The sequence below is a fragment of the Streptomyces sp. NPDC030814 genome (assembly GCF_055572155.1).
On record NZ_JBVIDX010000004.1, the window covers coordinates 208,179 to 225,809 of the forward strand.

Annotated in this window: 15 protein-coding genes; 9 read left to right on the forward strand and 6 right to left on the reverse strand. The window is 73.0% G+C overall.

Annotated elements, in window-relative coordinates:
- Positions 1–18: 18 nt before the first annotated feature.
- Positions 19–2,805 (reverse strand): alpha/beta hydrolase family protein, encoded by a 2,787-nt coding sequence (locus ACZ43N_RS11180; protein ID WP_468096731.1) that lies wholly within the window; start codon positions 2,803–2,805, stop codon positions 19–21.
- A 443-nt stretch (positions 2,806–3,248) separates the two neighbouring features.
- On the opposite strand from ACZ43N_RS11180, the gene ACZ43N_RS11185 reads away from it, so the two are divergent.
- From ACZ43N_RS11185 to ACZ43N_RS11200, 4 genes are all read left to right on the forward strand, one after another.
- Positions 3,249–5,243 carry an Ig-like domain repeat protein gene (locus ACZ43N_RS11185; protein WP_468096732.1) on the forward strand — a complete coding sequence of 665 codons (1,995 nt, stop codon included), beginning with the start codon at positions 3,249–3,251 and terminating at the stop codon, positions 5,241–5,243.
- A 278-nt stretch (positions 5,244–5,521) separates the two neighbouring features.
- Complete coding sequence (locus ACZ43N_RS11190; RefSeq protein WP_468096734.1) at positions 5,522–6,238, forward strand: response regulator transcription factor; 717 nt, start codon at positions 5,522–5,524, stop codon at positions 6,236–6,238.
- A gap of 85 nt (positions 6,239–6,323) precedes the next feature.
- Positions 6,324–7,904, forward strand: a complete 1,581-nt coding sequence (locus ACZ43N_RS11195; protein ID WP_468096735.1) for a sensor histidine kinase — start codon at positions 6,324–6,326, stop codon at positions 7,902–7,904.
- A 113-nt stretch (positions 7,905–8,017) separates the two neighbouring features.
- Positions 8,018–8,155 (forward strand): hypothetical protein, encoded by a 138-nt coding sequence (locus tag ACZ43N_RS11200; RefSeq protein WP_468096737.1) that lies wholly within the window; start codon positions 8,018–8,020, stop codon positions 8,153–8,155.
- On the opposite strand, the gene ACZ43N_RS11205 is transcribed toward ACZ43N_RS11200, so the two are convergent.
- Entirely contained in the window at positions 8,152–9,363 is a 1,212-nt protein-coding gene (locus ACZ43N_RS11205) for a hypothetical protein (protein ID WP_468096738.1), read from the reverse strand. The two genes, ACZ43N_RS11200 and ACZ43N_RS11205, sit on opposite strands and share 4 nt — an antisense overlap.
- Positions 9,364–9,468: 105 nt before the next feature.
- Positions 9,469–10,773 carry a PP2C family protein-serine/threonine phosphatase gene (locus tag ACZ43N_RS11210; RefSeq protein ID WP_468096739.1) on the reverse strand — a complete coding sequence of 435 codons (1,305 nt, stop codon included), beginning with the start codon at positions 10,771–10,773 and terminating at the stop codon, positions 9,469–9,471.
- A 155-nt stretch (positions 10,774–10,928) separates the two neighbouring features.
- On the opposite strand from ACZ43N_RS11210, the gene ACZ43N_RS11215 reads away from it, so the two are divergent.
- Entirely contained in the window at positions 10,929–11,390 is a 462-nt protein-coding gene (locus ACZ43N_RS11215; protein ID WP_468096741.1) for a hypothetical protein, read from the forward strand.
- 40 nt (positions 11,391–11,430) lie between these two features.
- On the opposite strand, the gene ACZ43N_RS11220 is transcribed toward ACZ43N_RS11215, so the two are convergent.
- Positions 11,431–11,931 carry an SH3 domain-containing protein gene (locus ACZ43N_RS11220; RefSeq protein ID WP_468096742.1) on the reverse strand — a complete coding sequence of 167 codons (501 nt, stop codon included), beginning with the start codon at positions 11,929–11,931 and terminating at the stop codon, positions 11,431–11,433.
- 191 nt (positions 11,932–12,122) lie between these two features.
- Between ACZ43N_RS11220 and ACZ43N_RS11225 the strand changes: the two genes are divergently transcribed.
- On the forward strand, positions 12,123–13,052 hold the full coding sequence (locus ACZ43N_RS11225) for a hypothetical protein (RefSeq protein ID WP_468096743.1): 930 nt from the start codon (positions 12,123–12,125) through the stop codon (positions 13,050–13,052).
- Here ACZ43N_RS11225 and ACZ43N_RS11230 read toward each other — a convergent pair.
- Positions 12,958–14,424 (reverse strand): aminotransferase-like domain-containing protein, encoded by a 1,467-nt coding sequence (locus ACZ43N_RS11230; protein WP_468097071.1) that lies wholly within the window; start codon positions 14,422–14,424, stop codon positions 12,958–12,960. The genes ACZ43N_RS11225 and ACZ43N_RS11230 overlap by 95 nt on opposite strands.
- A gap of 98 nt (positions 14,425–14,522) precedes the next feature.
- Between ACZ43N_RS11230 and ACZ43N_RS11235 the strand changes: the two genes are divergently transcribed.
- Entirely contained in the window at positions 14,523–15,302 is a 780-nt protein-coding gene (locus tag ACZ43N_RS11235) for an alpha/beta fold hydrolase (RefSeq protein WP_468096744.1), read from the forward strand.
- A 99-nt stretch (positions 15,303–15,401) separates the two neighbouring features.
- Complete coding sequence (locus ACZ43N_RS11240) at positions 15,402–15,872, forward strand: DUF7144 family membrane protein (protein WP_468096746.1); 471 nt, start codon at positions 15,402–15,404, stop codon at positions 15,870–15,872.
- A gap of 73 nt (positions 15,873–15,945) precedes the next feature.
- Here ACZ43N_RS11240 and ACZ43N_RS11245 read toward each other — a convergent pair whose 3' ends face one another.
- On the reverse strand, positions 15,946–16,371 hold the full coding sequence (locus tag ACZ43N_RS11245; protein ID WP_468096747.1) for a hypothetical protein: 426 nt from the start codon (positions 16,369–16,371) through the stop codon (positions 15,946–15,948).
- 201 nt (positions 16,372–16,572) lie between these two features.
- On the opposite strand from ACZ43N_RS11245, the gene ACZ43N_RS11250 reads away from it, so the two are divergent.
- Positions 16,573–17,586 (forward strand): endonuclease/exonuclease/phosphatase family protein, encoded by a 1,014-nt coding sequence (locus ACZ43N_RS11250; RefSeq protein WP_468096748.1) that lies wholly within the window; start codon positions 16,573–16,575, stop codon positions 17,584–17,586.
- The last annotated feature ends 45 nt before the right edge of the window (positions 17,587–17,631 follow it).

The following is a 17,631-nucleotide window of genomic DNA, read 5'->3' on the forward strand; positions in this document are numbered from 1 at the left end:
GCGTTCCGGGCGCCGGTCCTACGAGGCGTCCACGACCGTCCCCGTCGCCCCGGGGCCGGGAAGCGGCTCGCCGTCCGCGCCGGTCAGTGCCAGGCGCAGCGACTCGGCCGGCTCGGTCACCCGGTCCTTCACCGTCGGTACGGTGATGTCGGCGGTAGTGCGCCCGGCCCTGATGTCGAACGAGATCCACAGGCCCGCCTGGGACAGCGGGCGCTCCGGATCGGGCCGCTCACCGACGTTCTCCAGCCAGCGCGGGTCCACGTCCTTGGTGGACAGCTCGACGCCCTCGGTGACGGGCAGCGCCCGGACCTCCTGCCGGATGTCCACCTCGGCCGGCGTGGAGAGCGTGACCCGCCAGGTCAGCTTCCCGCCCTCGGTCACCCGGTCGACGACCGGCTTCAGCCTCAGCTCGGGCGCCGGGTCGTCGTTGTCCACGGTGACACCGCCCTCGTACGAGCCGACGACCGCGCCGCGCACCGCCTTGGCGAGGAGGTCCTGCCTCTGCTCGTAACCGAAGCGGGTGTCGCCCTTCACCACGACCGGCACATCGATGGGGCTCGCCCCGGGCCGTACCGTCACCAGCTTGTCCACGGTGCGGCCGGTGTCCGGGTCCAGGACCGAGAAGCGGACCTTGCCGCTGCCGTGCCCGGAGACCTGGACCGGGACGTGGTAGGTGCGGGTGCCGGAGTCGCCCTCCTTGACCCTGAGGCGGCCGATGTCGACGCGCGGAAGGGCGGCGGCGGTGACCGCCCCAGTGCCCGGGGCCCAGCCCCAGGCATCCATCATCCAGGCCTGCCCGGACTTCGAACGCGGGGTCAGCGTGAGGCTCTTGACGTGCTTGAGGTCGAATCCACCGCGGCCGGCCGCGGTCAGCGGGACCCTCACCTCGCGCGCCCAGTAGGAAGCGGTGCGCTCGGTGCCGGGCAGCCCGTCGACCTTCACGCGGCCGAGCTTCGCCCGACGTCCGGCGGAGTCGGTCAGGGACACGTCCAGCTTGGTGCCGGAGGTGTTCGGCGGCACGATCACCCGCAGCGCCAGGTGCTTGGCACCGGACAGGGAGAGCGGCTTGGCCGCGGTGACCTTCGTCGCCCGGCCCGCCGCGGACCACTTCAGTGCGACGGCGCTACGGCCGGCCTCCTTCTGCGACTGCCACCAGGCGAAGTGCGGGGACGCCCCCTTGACCTTCCTGCTCAGGCAGGCCTTGGCCGGGGCGGGGTCGACCGCGGCGCACAGTCGGCCGCCGGTCACCCTCACCCCGTCGTCGGGCAGGAGTCCGCCGGTGCGGCGCGCGCCGACGGCGTGGGTCAGCACCCTGGCCGGGTCGGCCGACGGGGCGCGCCGGTCCGAGCCGTCGAGCAGCGGGCGTACCCGGTCGTCGCCCGCCACGAACAGCCGGGCCGCGGCGGCCGTGTAGGTGGCGCCGGCCTTCTGCTGCTGGCCGGCGGTGAGCCGGGTACGGCTGCGCGCGGAGCACACCCTGTCCCGGTCGTGGCTGTCCGGGTCCTCCCAGAAGTCGTCCTCGGCGGGCGCCTCGGCCTGGCCGGGCGTCCACTCGCTGTTGAAGAAGTTGTGGTTGGCGCCCACGACGTACACGGCGCTGTGCAGGGCGCTGCCCTTGCTGACGCCGCGCGTGCCGTCCACGTACACCTCGCCCTGGAGGTCGGCGACGTCGCCGTCGCAGCCGGGCAGGATGGTCACGGACGGGACGTCGGCGACGGGGTTGTGGCCGAAGATCGTGGGTCCGATGAGCACGGTGCCGCGGATCTTCCAGCGGACCGGGCCGCGATAGCCGTCCTGTGCGGCGGGCGCCGGGTAGAGGCTGTCCATCGCCGCCCGGTTGACGCCCTCGCCGCCGCGCGAGTGGCCGACGAGCAGGACCCGGGAGAGGTCGGCCTCGGGCGCGTCGCGCACCACGGCCGGGGCGTCGCCCCGGTGAGCGGTCCAGTCGGCCCATTGGGCGAGGTGCCGGCGCACCAGCGAGGAACGGGCCTGCGCGCCGCCGTCCGCGATCTCGCCGTCCTGGCCGTTGATGCCGTTCGCCGAGATCGACACCGTCATATAGCCCTGGGAGGCGAGCAGTTTCTGGTCCCGGAGATAGCCCTTGTAGCTCGGGATCGCCTTCTGGCCGGCCGGGCAGGGCCAGTCGCCGGTCACGTCGTCGCCGCCCGGCTTGTAACAGGTGCCGTGCCGGCCGTGCAGGAACAGCGCGAGCGGCCGTTTGCCGGTGGCGTCCTTCGGCGCGACGACGACGGCCTGCATCTCGACCGGCTCGGCGAAGCCGGGCAGTTTCACCGGGGGGAGGTCGTACTCGCCGGAGACGGTGCGGTAGGGGCCCGGCTTGCCTGGGTCGACGGGGTTCGCCGGGGGCTGGGCCGGGGGTCGCCCCGCGTCCGGCGCGTCGCTCCCGCTGCCGCCGGGGCCACCGGGGCCACCGGAGCCGTCGGCCGCAGCGTCCAGTCGGCGTCCGGCCGCCATGACCCGCAGGTCCTCGAGCGGGGTGTCCTGGTCGAGCGCGAGCCGGAACGTACGGCCGTCCTTGGCCGCCTCCGGTACACCGAGCAGCTGGTCGCCGGCGTGGAACTCGACCCGGGCGTCGCCCATGGGCACGGTCCGCTTGGACCGCCAGACCAGTTCCCGTTGCGCCCCTTCGCCGGTGACGCGCCATCCCGGCGGCAGCCCGCTGTCCGATGCCGTCACCGTCGTCACGGTTCCTGACGGCGGTTGGGCCTGTGCCGCCCCGGGTGTTCCCGCCAGTGCCGCGAGCACGACCACGGCGGCGACACCTGTTCGCCGGGCCTGGTTCAAGGGTCCCTCCCCACGCTTCGAGCGCGGGCGCCCCGCCCGTAACGGAAGCGCCTCACGCCCCGAAGGAGGCGAAACGGAACCTGTAGGTTGCCTGTGCGACCGAACCGGCTTGCGAACAAAGGGACTTGAATCACCGACGGCTCACGCCGACGCGTCGGGCCGGCGCGACCGGAACCCGGGAGGTGTTCGCTCCGAGCACCACGAAGTGGTGTCTCGAAATGCGCCCAGGGGACAGCCGTGAAAGTACGGCATGAACTGACCACCAGAGCGAAAAGTCGCAGTTCATCACGGATTCGAGAGTGGCGGTGGACACCGCCGGCATCTCAGCAGGCCCCCTCCGCAGCCCCCGCGAGTGGCTTGATCTAGTCTTCGCTCCATGCGCCCGTGTGCCGCCCAGGCACTCGCGACGCTCTCTCGTTCTTCGTTCCGGGGGGTTCGAACACGTGCGTAAGCGCACCCTTCCGACGGCCACCGCTCTGGCCGTCCTCTTCAGTTCGGCCGCGCTCGCGGTCACCGGGGCCACACCGGCCGTCGCCGACACCAGCACCCCGCTGCCGGTGCAGTCGGCGGGTGACATCGTCGTCGACGGGGCCCACCAGCGGGTCTTCGTCTCCGACCCGACCGGCGGCAAGATCGTCGCCACCGACTACGCGGGCCAGGTCGTCGGCAGCGTGGTCTCGCTGCCCGGGGCCAAGGGCCTGGAGCTGTCCCCCGACTCCGGCACGCTGTACGCGGCGGTGCCGGGCGACGACTCCATCGTGGCCATCGACACCGCGACGGTCACCGAGGCCAAGCGGTACCCGACGGGTGAGGGCACCGACCCGCAGTACCCGGCGTGGGCCGGTGGCAAGCTGTGGTTCGGCTACGGCGCCGCCGCCCAGGGCAACATCGGCTCGCTCGACGTGTCCGGCCCGGACCCGGTGGTCACCCTCAAGCAGGACGGCGGCTGGTACGCGGCCCCGACCCTGACCTCCACCCCTGGCGCCCCGAACACCCTGGCGGCCGGCATCGAGGGCATGAGCCCGATCACCGTGGCCGTCTACGACGTGTCGTCCGGGACCGCGACGAAGAAGGCGACCGGCCCGAACACCGGCGACTACGTGGCGAGCAACCTGCGCGACCTCGCCCTCACCCCCGACGGCTCCCACCTCGTGGTGGCCAGCGGCGCCCCGTACTTCCACCAGGTGTACAAGACCTCCGACCTGACGCCGGACGGCAAGTACCCCACTGACGCGTACCCGAACGCCGTCGACATCGCCCCCGACGGCACGGTCGCCGCGGGCATCGACGGCATGTACGAGCCGGACGTCTGGGTCTACGAGCCGGGCGCCACCACCACCGAGCACGTCTACGACTTCACGAACACGGCCGACGGCACCGGCGCGGGCACCCTGGTGCCCGGCGGCCTCGCCTTCGCGCCCGACGAGTCGCACCTGTTCGCGGTGGTCGCCACGAGCACCGGCGGCTACGCGCTGCGCGACCTCGACGACACCGCCCCGGCGCCCACGACCCTCTCGGTCGTCGCGCCCGCGACGGCGACCCGCGCCCAGGAACTGACGGTCACCGGCAAGCTGACCTCGGACACGGCCTTCGCCCCCGGGACGACGCTCTCCGTCACCCGCACCGACCTGGAGTCCCCGGCGGGCAAGGCGCTCGCCCCGGTCACGGTCGCCGCGGACGGCACGTACTCCTTCAAGGACACCCCGCCCGCCGGTGGCTCGGTGACGTACACCGTCTCCTACGCGGGGGACACCAAGCATGCCGCCGCGAGCGCCTCCGACACCGTCGAGGTCTCCCGCGCCACGCCGTCGCTGACGCTCGACAAGAACGGCAACGTCTACGCGTACGGCGCGGACGTCACGTTCACCGCGCACCTCGGTACCACGTACACGAACCGCAAGGTCGAGATCTGGGCCGACCCCTACGGCTCCGACAAGCCGAACACGCTGGTCAAGTCGGGGACGGTGAACTCCTCGGGCAACCTGTCGGTCACCCTCGACCTGACCCGTGACACCAAGCTCACGGCGAAGTTCGCGGGCGACGCGCGTTACAAGCCGGTGACGGCGACGAGCCGCGTCTACACCAAGGTCAGCGTGTCGACGACCCCGAGCCGCCACTACAAGACGAACTACGCCTGGAACCACACCTACTACTACTTCCGCCAGTCCGTGGACCCGCTGTTCACGACGCGGATGACCTACTACCCGGGCCGCAAGTACCGGGTGCAGGTCCAGGCGTACTACGACGGCGCCTGGCACACCACGGGCCAGCAGTACTTCGCTCTGGAGTCCGGCGGCGTGGGCGCGGTCGAGCTGACCGGCACCCCGAGCACGGGCGTCCGTTTCCGGATCCGGTCCTCGTACGTCGACACCACTTCCGGCGACAACGTCAACACGACGACTCACGGCAGCTGGAAGTACTTCATATTCACGAGCTGACATCCCGTCGGTTCACAGCGCACCACGTCGAGCGCGCCCGGTCCAACTCCGGGCGCGCTCACGTGCGTTGGGGAGAGAGCGAGGGACGGTCGGGTCCGGCGGGCCGAAAAGGCGGAACGATTCGGCGGCTGCCGGGTTCCCGTTTCGGCTGTGAGGAACGAGTCATTCCGAATGATTTCGAAACCGCCCTCCCTTACCTGCCGGTACGTGTGAGGATACGCAAACCCTGCCGAAAACTTGAGATCTCAATTTGAGGTCACGGTGCAAAGGAACAGGACATGACCGCCCCTGTGCCCTCTGTTGTCTCCTCGGATTCGGGCCGCCTCCTCGTCGTGGACGACGAGGAGGGGATCCGCTCCATGCTCACCATGGCCCTGGAGTTCCTCGGCTACCGGGTGATCCCCGCGGCCACTGGGCGCCAGGCGCTCCAGGCCGTCACCCGCCACGACCCCGATCTGATCCTCCTCGACGTCAATCTGCCCGACCTGGGCGGCTTCGAGGTCTGCCGGACGCTGCGCGAGCGCGGCAACGCGGTACCGGTGCTCTTCCTGACCGGTCTCGGCGGCATCGACGACCGGGTGCGGGGCCTCGACATGGGCGGCGACGACTTCGTCACGAAACCCTTCGAGCTCAAGGAGGTCGCGGCACGGGTACGGGCGCTGCTCCGCCGGGCGGGCGGCGCCCCGCCCGCCGCCGACCGCAACCGGCTGCGCGCCGGGGAGGTGCAACTCGACGCGGACGCCCACCAGGTGTGGGCAGCGGGCCGCCCCGTCGACCTCACCACCACCGAGTTCGCCCTGCTCCGCTACCTCATGGAGAACCCCGGACGTGTCCTGTCCCGCGGGCAGATCCAGGAACGCGTCTGGAACCACCGCGACGAGGGCTCCGGTGTCGTCGACACCTACATCTACTATCTGCGCCGCAAACTGGGCGAACCCGGCCAGTCACTGATACGCACGGTCCGGGGGGTGGGCTACCAGCTGTGCACCAACTGACCGAACGCCGGAACGCCGCCGGCCGCAGCGGGGCCGGCGGAGCTGCCGGGAGCAGGGCGCACGGCCCCTGGCGAGGAGCGGCCCGATGAGCGGGTTCAGCGGACTGGGCGAGACCATCAGGGCCGCCGGGCTGCTCGCGACGACCACCCCGGGCGACCCGCCCCCTCCGCACGCGGGCCCCGCCGCGCCGGACCCCCCGCTCCGCCCGACCCGCGCGGGCGGGCGCACCGTCGCCTTCTGGCTGATCGCCACCCTGGCCACCCTCGGCACCCTCGCCGCCCTCTCCGCCCACACCCTCGCCCACCACCTGACCAGTCGCACCGACCGCGAGATAGCGCGCTTCAGCCGCCTCGTCTTCCCGCCGTCGGGATCGCCCAGACAGTCGACGGCGGGCTCGACGCCCAGGTCCACGGCGGCATCGGTACCGGCGGTGACACCGGAATCCGCCCCGGCGTCCGCGGCCAGGTCGGTGTCCGCGTCCGCTCCCTCACCCTCGGCGACGGACCCGTCCCGGGCACGGACGTCCCCAGGGGCCGGGCCGGAACAGGAAAACACCTCCCGGTCGGACGCGGCCGCCCCCGGCCCTGCCGCACGCCCGGTGTCCGAGCGGTCCTCCGCCTCCCTCACCCCGCCCCTCCTCGACCGGAACACCCTCGTCCTCGTCCTCGACGCGCACGGCCGGGTCGTGGAGCGCTACCCCGGATCGGCGGGACTGCCCGCCTTCCCCGACCTGACCCCCGCCCGGCTCAAGGTGTACGCGGCGCGGACCGGCCCCTCCGCGTTCGGCGACACGTACCGTGCCCAGGTGCTCCGAGTCCCCTTGGCCGGCCTCGCCCACGAAGGCAGTTACGTGGTCACCGCCCGCTCGACCGTCGAGGACCGCCGCGCCGTCGAACACCTCCTCCAGATGGAGACCACCGCCGCCCTCCCCCTGCTCGCCACCGTCCTGTTCGGCGCCGGCCGCCTCGGCCGCCGCCAGATGAGGGAACGGCAGGAGGCGGAAGGCAGACTGCGGGAGTTCATGGCCGCCGCCGGCCATGAACTGCGCAACCCGCTGACCACGATCTCCGGCTACGCCGAACTCGCCCGCGTCGGCGACCCCGCCTTCGAACCCATGCGGCAGGAGGCGCTCGGCCGGATCGCCACCGAGGTCGGCCGGATGAGCACCCTGATCGACGAACTCGTCCTGCTCACCCGGCTCGACCTGGGCCAGCCCCTCCAACTGACCTGCGTGGACCTGGCCCAGCTCTGCCGCGACGCCGCCTCCGCCGCCCGGGACTGCCACCCCGGCCACCCCGTACGGCTGCTCCTCGCCCCGGGCGACCACACCGTCACGGGCGACCCGCTCCGTCTCCACCAGCTGGTCGCCAACCTGCTGAACAACGCCCGCGTCCACACCCCGCCCGGCACCACCACCACGCTGGGCCTCGGCACGGAGGACGGCTACCGCGTCATCGAGGTCAAGGACGACGGCCCCGGCATCCCACGCGAACTCCGCGCGCGCCTCTTCGACCCCTTCGTCCGCGGCGAGACGACCGAGGCGCCGGGCAGCGGACTCGGCCTCAGCATCGTCGCCGCGATCGCGACGGCCCACGGGGGCACGGTCCTCCTCGAACCCTCCCGCGACGGCGCGTGGTTCAGGGTGCGGCTCCCGGCACCGCTCTGATGCGGAGGCGGTGTGAACAGTTGGCGAGAGGGGGTGCTTTTTACCCAGGCTTGAGGACTTTCGGATCACACTCTGAGCAGACTCCGATCCGATCCGGATCCAGGCCCGCTTAAGTGATCGACGTGCGGGGGCGCATCAACGATGTGACCTGGCACAACTCCCCCTCCGAGGTCGGCCCGGCGCGCACTCTGATCGACGGCTCATCGATCTACGACGAACGGAACGACGGCTCATCGGCCCGGCTCGGCTAACCGGGTACGTGGTGGGCCGACCTCAACTCGGCGAGATGCTGCTGCACATGCCGCAGCGCCCCGGCCCGTCGCCCCGGCACACGCCCCCGCAACTCGGCCAGCAGCAGACCCAGTTCACCGGCCCGCTTCGGGTCGCCGATCTGCCCCCACTGGTGATGGGCCCGGTCGACAGCAGTCTCGACCACCGGATCCGTCACGTCCTGCCCCGCGGCCAGCCGCGCCTCGGCCACGCCCATCCAGATCTCGCAGCTCCGTGCCGCGTCCCCGGCGAACATCGCCAGGTCGGCCCGTACCTCCCGCCAGTGCAGCACTTCAGCCGCCCCCGCGCCGAACTCCCGCCGAGCGGCCTCCTCCCACCGGGCGGCGAGAGCATCGGCCTCGGCATGCCGCCCGTCCTGCACCGCGGCCGTGATGGCGAGATGGGGATCGTCGGCCTCGGCACCCCCGGATCCTCCGGTCGCCGCACGGGCCGACGCCGACGGCGCACCGGTGGCCGCCGACCGTACGCCGGGCCGCGGCGACGACCTGGTGGGCCGCGGCAGGACGACGGCGGGGTCTCCCGGCGGGAGGCCTACACCCGTGACCGTCGCGTCCTGGGCCAGGAGGATGTCCCCGTACTCCGCGGTGCGCAGCAGCACCTGCTCGTGCAGGACCTCGGGGGCCGGGCGCTGTCCGCTGCGCAGTATCGTCGCGAGCGCCTTCATGTACTGCGGCACGGCCACCCCTCGCCGGGTGGGCGGCGGCGCGATCCGCCCGTACACGTTCACCCCCGCCCCCACCCGGAGCGGTCGCCCCGCCAGCTGCCGCCACACCTCCGCGTCGGCGTGCAGGTCGAGGAAGAGAGTCGTGGAGCCGGGCGCGCGCAGCCGGAGTTCCTCGGCCATCCAGTGCCAGGGGAAGGCGGTGTACCGCACGGTCGCCGAGGTCGTCCGCGCCAGCGCGAGATGCACGAGCCGCTGCTTGCGGTCGAGTTGCAGTTGGCCGGTGAGGTACACCGTGAGCGGGCCGGGCGCGGTGGCCGCCGCCCGCAACCGCGTGAGCACGGCCTGCGGCTCCAGTGGATCGGCCAGTTCGACAACGTTGGCCGTCCCCGTGCCGGACAGCACCTCGGGCGAGACGGCCGCCAGTACGGGAAGCACGGAGGCCGCGTCCACCAGACACCCCTTGCCCACGGGCGAGGCCGCGAGCAGCAGCACGGTTCCGGGCATCGGTTCCCTCCCCATCGATCACGTACGCCAGCCAGCACCGTAACCGCTGCGCGTGCAAACAGGGGAAAGTACCGGGTGGGAACGCCCCGTTCAGGGCGGTTCCGGTCAGGGGACCGCGTCGGTGCCGGTGGCACGTCCGGTACCGGTGCCGCGGCGCACCGCGAAGATCGTCGTGTCGTCGTCGAGATGCCCCCCGGTGTGGCCGAGGACGCCGTCGTGGACGAGGCGCACGAGGGCGTCGGGGTCGGTGGCCGCGCGCGGGTCGGCGGCGAGCGCCTGGCGCAGATAGGCGTGCAGCGGGAAGAACACCCCGTCCCCGTCCCGCGCCTCCGTCACCCCGTCCGTGACCAGCAGCAGCGACTCGTCGGGCGCGAGCCGCACGGTGGTGGCCGTGCCCCACGCGCCCGACCCGTCCGACGAGGCCTCCGGACCCTCCGGCCCCTCGCACCCCTCCGGCTTCTGCGGTTTCTTCGGCTCCTCGGGCTCCAAATCGCTGAGCCCCAGCGGCAGTCCGCCCCCCAGGGTGAGGACGCGTACGCCCCCGGGGGAGACCAGCAGCGGAGGCTCGTGGCCGAAATTGATGAGGTCGACGGTGAGCGTGCCGAGGCCGGTGGTGTCGGGGCCCCGGTCGGTGCGTTCGCTGCGCAGCTCGGGGAAGTCGAGGAGGACGGCGGTCGCGAAGCGCTCGGCGTCGTCACGGCCGACGTGGGCGCAGTAGCGGAGGTGACGGATCATCCGGGTCTCCAGCCGCTCGGCCACGGTGGCGGGTCCCGCCTCGTAGAACGCGGCCTCACGGAACGTGCCGAGCAGCACGGACGCCGCCTCCACCGCCGCGAGACCCTTGCCCTGCACGTCGCCGACGAGGACGCGGGTGCCGTGCGGACTCGGCTGGATGTCGTAGAAGTCGCCGCCGACGCGGGCCTCGCTGTCCGCGGCGAGGTACACCTCGGCATGGTCGAGGCCGCCGACATGCGGCGGCAACTGGCGCAGCAGGATGTTGCGGGTGGTGTCGACGACGGCCCGCATGTGCAGCATGCGCTCCTGCGCGCGCAGCCGTACCGCGCAGGCCAGCACGGACATGACACCGCCGAGGGCGAGGAGGATGAAGTCGGGCAGACCGGAGCGGTACTGGTGCGGCCAGGAGTTGTCACCCGCGAAGTACACGAGCATCGCCAGCACCGCGAACAGCGCCGTCGTCCACACCCGGCAGACCGCGGCGGCAATCCCGGGAACGAGCACCAGCCACGAGATGACCCGGAAGTCACCGCTGGTCAGCCAGTCGAGCACCGGGACGGCGCACAGCACGGCCAGCGGCGGAAGCCAGGCGACGCTGCGGCCGCGCACCCGCAGCGGCTGCTGCCGCTCCACGGGGTCCGGCACCCGGCGCGCACGCGGCATCGGCATCCGCATGCCCCACAGCGAAACACGCCCCCACGCCGCGCGCATCCCGGCCACCGGCGCCGTGCGTGCTTTTTCCGGTACTCCGACTTGCCGACGGGGCGCCCCAGGTGTGACCTGGTAAGCGGGGCGGGCAGTCGCGGGGGAGGGAAGGAAGGAGTGCTCCCATGGCTCACACGGCACCCAGGCCGGGCACATCGCTGCAGGGAGTTCCGGGGACGCGGACGACCCCGGCCACACCCGATGTCTTCGACGCGCGCACCCACCGCATCGCACGCCTGACCCTGCCCGTGGTACTCGGTCTCGTCTACGGCTACTGGGCCGCGGCCATCAACCGCGACGCCGGCCCGATCACCGGCTGGAACGTGCTGTTCGGCTTCGTGACCGCGATCGTGTTCGCGGTGCTCTACCTCGCCGTGCAGGCCGTCGCGCCCCGGCTGCGCCGGGAACCGCACGCCGCGCTGTGGGCGGGCTTCGCGGGCTGCGCCTTCGGCTTCCTCTACAGCCAGGCGGGAGACAGCGTCCTGAAGTCCACGGTGCTCTCCCTCATCATCGCCGCGGCCGTGTTCGTGACGACGTTCTACCGCTACTACACGCACGAGGACGCCGAGGGCCATCGCGTGGGGTGAGCCGGTGGGGGTGAGCCGGTGGGGGTGACCGGTCGGAGGATCAGTCCTCCCACTCCCAGGTCCCGGAGGCGGTGAAGGTCCAGGTGAACGTCACGGACCCGGAGCCCGACCCGGCACCGTTGTCGTGCCCGTGGCCGTGCCCGCTCCGGCAGGGATCGCAGTCCTTCCAGCGCGGGCAGGGGTCGGTGCAGTTCGGCACGGAGCGGTGGCCCGTGTCCACGAACACCGCGCTGGCCCAGCCGCGCTCCTCGGGGAGCCAGTACCAGTGGCGGTCGCCGAACACGCTCTGCCCCTGTACGGCGCACTGGATCCGGACGTGCGCGCCGGGTTCCACGAAGCCGACGACATGCGAGCGGGTGGTCGGCTGTTCCCGGAGGTTGAGGTCGCCGCGGGCGACGACCGTGCCCCGGACGAGCCCGCCGGAAGGGTCGTCGTGCGCCGCGGCGGCCGCCTGGGCCGTCGTCCCGAGGGCCCCGACGGTGACGACACCGCCGGCCAGAGCGGTCGCTGCGAGGGCCCGTGGAGCCAGTGGGATCCGCATGATCGGCCTCCTTGCTCCCCCCGTCCAGGAAACACCCGTTCGGTCGAGTGCTCCACCGGAGGGGCGGGGAGCCCCGGCCGGTGTCTCCCGGTGGGGCGGTGGCAGCCGTTCGGCTTGTCCTGGGGGGCCATTCGCAGTCAGGTGCGGCGTGAGCGCTCGCGCGGGGGCGGCCGGGGGACTTGCCTGAAGAGGTGCTTCCTCGTGCCCGCGCCCCTGTGTCGGCCGCGCTGATCCTGCTCGCCTGCCTGCTCTCGCCGGTGGGCGCGCTGGCCGCGTGGGCGACGTACGAGATGGGGGACCGGGCCCGCTACGAGGCCGTCACCGCACCGCTCGCCGCCGACCCGGACGTACGGGAGGCCCTCGCGGAGGCGGTCGCCACCGGGATCCTGCGCGAGGTACGGGTACGGCCGCCGCTGCGGGAGCCGTTGCGGGAGTTCACGCACGACGCGGCCCGGTCCTTCACCCGGACCGAGGCGTTCCGTGCGGGCTGGCACACGGCCAACCGGGCGGCCCATGACGCGGTGCTGCGGGCGGTACGGGAGGAGAGCCCGGGCGGCGCCGGGCACGGGGCGGAACCGGTGACGGTCGACCTGGCGCCGGTCGGGGAGCGCGTCAAGCGCCAACTCGTCCGGGACCACGTGCCGTTCGCGCAACGCATCCCGGTCGCGCACACCGAGATCACGGTGCTGTCGGCGGAGGAACTGGTCCAGCTGCGGAAGGGGTATCGCATGCTCGAAGTCGCCGCGTTCTGGCTGCCGGTCGGTGCGCTCGTGCTGGCCACGGCGGGAATCCTGGTCGCCACCCGGCGCCGGCGGGCGGTGTGCGCGACGGGGCTCGGCACGGCGCTGGGCGGGGCCCTGCTGGGTCTCGCCGTCGCCCTCGGCCGCCATCTCACCCTCGCCGACCTGCCCCCGGGCGTCTCCCCGGCAGCCGCCGGCGCCGTCTACGACGCCCTCACCACCACGCTGCGCACCGTCACCTGGGGCCTCCTCGCGCTCGGGGCCACCGTCGCCGCGGCGGCCTGGCTCACCGGCCTCCCCGGGCGACGTCGCCCAACACCGCCAACGCCTCCGCCAGCTCCCGCGGACCCACCGACGCAAGTCCCAGCCGGACACAGGTGAAGGCACTGACCCGCGTCGGCCGCGGCACCCGCCCCGACGCTTCCGGCGCCGCCGAGACCACCGCGGGGACGCTGAACGCCGGCCCCGGTGTCACCGCCACCCCGCGTTCCGCCGCCGCCGCGCGGAACGTGTCGGCCCGCCAGGGCTCCGGCAGCTCCCACCACGCGTAGTAGGCGCGCGCGTCGCCCCGTACGGCGAGCCCGTCGAGACGCTCACGCACGAGCCGCTGCCGGGCCGCCGCGTCCTCGCGCTTCGCCGCGACCAGCCGCGCGACCGTACCGTCCGAGATCCACCGCACCGCCGCCTCCAGGGCGAACCTCCCCGCGGCCCACCCCCCGGACCGGACCGCGTCCCCCGCCTCCCCGACCCGCCCCTCGGGCACCACGAGGAACCCGACGGTCAGCCCCGGCGCCACCCGCTTGGACAGCCCGTCCACGACATACACCCGCTCCGGCGCGTACGCCGCCAACGGCAACGCACCACCCGCGCACCCCGCCGTCCCCTCCGTGGCCGGGCCCGCACCCGCACCCGCACCCGCACCCGCACCCGCACCCGCACCCGCACCCGCACCCGCCAGGAACGCCCAGATCCGGTCCTCCACCACCGGCAGGTCCGACTCCCGTACCACCGCCGCCAGTTCGGCCCGGCGTTCGTGGGGCATCGTCACGGAGGTGGGGTTGTGCAGCGTCGGCTGCACGTACACCGCCGACAGGGGCGCCGCCCGGTGCGCCGCGGCCACCGCGTCGGGCCGAAGTCCGTCCCCGTCCGTCGCGAGCGGTACGAGCGTCACTCCCAGCCGCCCGGCGATCTCCTTGACCAGCGGATACGTCAGGGACTCGACCCCGATCCGGCCCCCGGGCCGGACGAGATGCGCGAGGCCGGCGGCGATGGCCTGGCGGGCGTTCCCGGTGAAGAGGAACCGCTCCGGTTCCGGACGCCAGCCGGGCACCGCGAGCACGTCGGCCGCCGCCGCACGCGCCGCCTCCGTACCGTTCGCCGGAACCAGGCCGAGCGCGTCCCCGAGCACGTCCGTCCGCAGCAGCGGTGCGAGCCCGGCCGCCAGCAGCTCCGCCTGACCGGGCACCGAAGGGTAGTTGAGCTCCATGTTCACCGGCGCCGAGGACACCGGCTCCGCCAGCGCCCGCCCGGCCCCCGCCCCCGTCGGCGCCGCCCGGACGAAGGTTCCGCGCCCGACCTCACCCACCACCAGCCCGCGCCGCACGAGTTCCCCGTACACGCGTCCGGCGGTGGACCCGGCGATCCCGCGCCGCCGGGCGAACACCCGCTGCGGCGGCAGCCGGTCCCCCGGCTTCAGCCGCCCGGAGGCGATCTCCTCCGCGATCCGGTCGGCGATCCGCCGGTAGTCGCTCACCACGCCCAGCCCCGCCTTCCCCCGGCGCCCCGCCCACATTGCACCGAGAGCAAAGATCTTATTGCACCGAGGAGTTGGGGCGACCTAGGGTCGAACGCATGGCACCCTTCCTCGCATACGAGGACAAAGGGGAAGCGAGCCCGTCGACGCTCCCCCTCGTCCTCGTCCACGGCCACCCCTTCGACCGCTCGATGTGGTGGCCCCAGATCACCGCCTTCGCCGCGTCCCGCCGGGTCGTCGCTCCCGATCTGCGGGGTTACGGCGCCTCCCCGGTCGTCCCGGGCGTCACCCCGCTCTCCGTCTTCGCCGAGGACATCGCGGCGCTCCTCGACGACCTGGGCGTCCCCGACTTCGTCCTCGCGGGCCTGTCCATGGGCGGTCAGATCGCCATGGAGTGCTACCGGCTCTTCCCGCACCGCGTCCGCGGTCTCGTCCTCGCCGACACCTTCCCGACCGCCGAGACCGAGGAGGGCAGGAGCGCCCGGAACGCCATGGCCGACCGGCTGCTGCGGGAGGGAATGGGCGGGTACGCCGACGAGGTGCTGTACAAGATGGTCGCGCCGTCCGCGGACGCCGGGGTCGCGGCCCATGTGCACCGCATGATGACGGCGACCGACCCCGAGGGGGCGGCGGCCGCCCTGCGCGGACGCGCCGAGCGCCCCGACTACAACGATCTGCTGACCCGCGTCGCCGTGCCCGCGCTGGTCGTCGTCGGCGCCGAGGACGAGTACACGCCGGTCGCCGACGCCGAGGCCATGCACGCCGCGCTCCCCGACTCCGTGCTCCGGGTGATCGACGGCGCGGCCCACCTGCCGAACCTGGAACGCCCGGACGCGTTCAACAGGGCGGTGGAGGACTTCCTGACCCGGCTGGACTGAGCCGGGCCCCTCACCCGTTCGGCCTACACCACATGCGGCGCCCCTCCCGCCGCGTGAGCATGCGGATGAGCTGTCCGCCCCTTCTGAGGAGGCCCTCCCATGGCCCAGCACAGCGCCGAGCCGCGTTCGAACGCCCACAGCCACCAGACCATCTCGACGCCGACGCCCCCGCAGGGAAGGCACTCAGGTTCCTCCTGGGCGATCGGCGGCACGGTCTTCGCCGGTGTCCTCATGATGGTCGGCGGGGTGCTGGGCATCCTCAACGGCATAGCGGCGATCGCCACGGACGACGTCTACAGGAACATAGGCGACTACACGTTCGAGTTCAGCCTCACCACCTGGGGCTGGATCCACCTCGTCCTCGGAGCCGTCGTCGCCTTCACCGGCTGGGGCATCCTCCAGGGCCGGGACTGGGCCCGGGGCATGGGCATCGCCCTGGCGTCCCTCTACGCCATCGCGTACTTCATGTTCCTGCCGTACGCCCCCGTCTGGGCCGTCATCGTCATCGCCACCTCGGTCTTCGTGATGTGGTCCCTGGCTACCGCCCCCGACCGGGAGATCAGCGCCTGACCCGGCCCCGGACGACCGCGCCCACGCCGCAGAGGCATCCGGACGACCGCGCCCACGCCGCGCACCGAGCCGGTCAGCTCGGGCGCGGTCCCGTGAGCGCGGTCTCCAGCGCCTCCCCGGTCATCCCGATCACCACGGCGTCGTCCCGCCACCGCGCCGGAAGGTGCCCCTGTTCCTGGACCCGGCACACCACCCCGGCACCGCTCGGATCGAGGACGACCGCGCCGAGCCGGCAGACCAGCTCGGCGACGATGTCCCACACGCCCCCGGCATGCGGGCGGTGCACAGTGAGAGTGAGACCGGACGCGTCGGCGAGGATCTCCGTCTCGCTGCCGTCGCACGCCCGTACCCGGAAGCCGAGGCCGCCGTCCTCGCCCTCCGTGCACCCCGGCCCGTCGACGTCATGCGGTTCCAGCACCTCCCGTACGACGGCCAGGTCCAGCGCCACGGGCGTCTCCCCACCGTCGACGAACCTGAGGACCATCGGACTCCAGCCCACGCATCCTCCCCACCCGACACCGGAGACCCACCCCGAAGGGGCGGGGGGCCCGCGCGACAGCCCCGGCCCCCTGACGCGCCATCCAACCCCCACCACCCGGCGACCGGGTGCCCGGGGCCCGGTTCCGCGCGCAACCTTCGGCCCACCTGCCCCGTCCTTGAATGAGGAGCACAGAACCACCGCGCGAACGGAAGGCCGGCCTTGGAGAGCACGACCATCGAAGGGCCGGAACCGGTCACCCCCCGCCGGGCCACGCACGGCGGCAAGAAGGGGTGCGCCTTCCTGCTGCTGCTCGGTGTGACCCTGGTCGTCGCCTCCCGGATCATCGACGTCGACGCCTTCACCCCGGTCCCCCAGCTCCTCGCGTTCCTGCCCTGGCTGCTCGCGCCCACCGGCCTCGCCTTGCTCCTCTTCGCCCTGGCCCGCTCCTGGACCGGCCTGGCCTGGGGAGTGGTGCTGCTCGGCGCGCTGGCCTGGTACATCGAGCCGTACGGGAAGACGACCGCGCCGAACGGGCCGGTCCTCGCCGAGATCCGGGTCATGACGTCCAACGTGCACTTCGGCGACGGAACCGCCGCCCTCGTCCGGGCCGTCGAACGCGACCGCCCGGACGTCGTGTTCGTCGAGGAGTGCCAGGCCACCTGCTCGGCCACCCTCCGCGACACCCTCGGCGACCTGAGCGGCGAGAAGCCGGTCTACCCCTACCGCCGGGCCGTCGAGGGCTACGGCTCCGACGGGTCCGTCATCCTCAGCCGCTACCCCCTGAAGGGCACCGACCCGATCCGCGCCACCATGGGCATGCCGGGCGCCGTCGCCGACGTCAAGGGCCACCCCGTGCGGCTGCAACTGGCGCACCCCATGCCGCCGCTGCCCGGAGAGGTCGGCACCTGGCGGCGGGAGCTCGGCGCGCTGCGCGCGTACGCGGCGGCCGACACCCGGATCCCGACCATCGTCGCCGGTGACTTCAACGCCTCCCAGGACCACGCGGCCTTCCGCGAGATCCTCGACGCCGGACTCGGCGACGCCGCCCGGCTGAGCGGTCACGACCGGACCCCGACCTGGCCCTCCCGGACCACTCCGAGATTCGGCGCCCAGATCGACCACGTCCTCGTCTCCTCGAAGGACTTCTCCGTCCGCGAGACCCGCTTCCTGAAGCTGGGCGGCACCGATCACAAGGCGGTGATCGCCGATCTGACCCTCCACCAGCGGAAGTGACGCGGGGGTCGGCACGCCACCGTCGCCCCACCCCTCCAGAACGTC

Coding starts and splice junctions, on each gene's coding strand:
- ACZ43N_RS11190 (WP_468096734.1), top strand. CDS start 5,522: ATGACCGCCCCTGTGCCCTCTGTTGTCTCCTCGGATTCGGGCCGCCTC.
- ACZ43N_RS11195 (WP_468096735.1), top strand. CDS start 6,324: ATGAGCGGGTTCAGCGGACTGGGCGAGACCATCAGGGCCGCCGGGCTG.
- ACZ43N_RS11205 (WP_468096738.1), bottom strand. CDS start 9,363: ATGCCCGGAACCGTGCTGCTGCTCGCGGCCTCGCCCGTGGGCAAGGGG.
- ACZ43N_RS11210 (WP_468096739.1), bottom strand. CDS start 10,773: ATGCGGATGCCGATGCCGCGTGCGCGCCGGGTGCCGGACCCCGTGGAG.
- ACZ43N_RS11215 (WP_468096741.1), top strand. CDS start 10,929: ATGGCTCACACGGCACCCAGGCCGGGCACATCGCTGCAGGGAGTTCCG.
- ACZ43N_RS11220 (WP_468096742.1), bottom strand. CDS start 11,931: ATGCGGATCCCACTGGCTCCACGGGCCCTCGCAGCGACCGCTCTGGCC.
- ACZ43N_RS11235 (WP_468096744.1), top strand. CDS start 14,523: ATGGCACCCTTCCTCGCATACGAGGACAAAGGGGAAGCGAGCCCGTCG.
- ACZ43N_RS11240 (WP_468096746.1), top strand. CDS start 15,402: ATGGCCCAGCACAGCGCCGAGCCGCGTTCGAACGCCCACAGCCACCAG.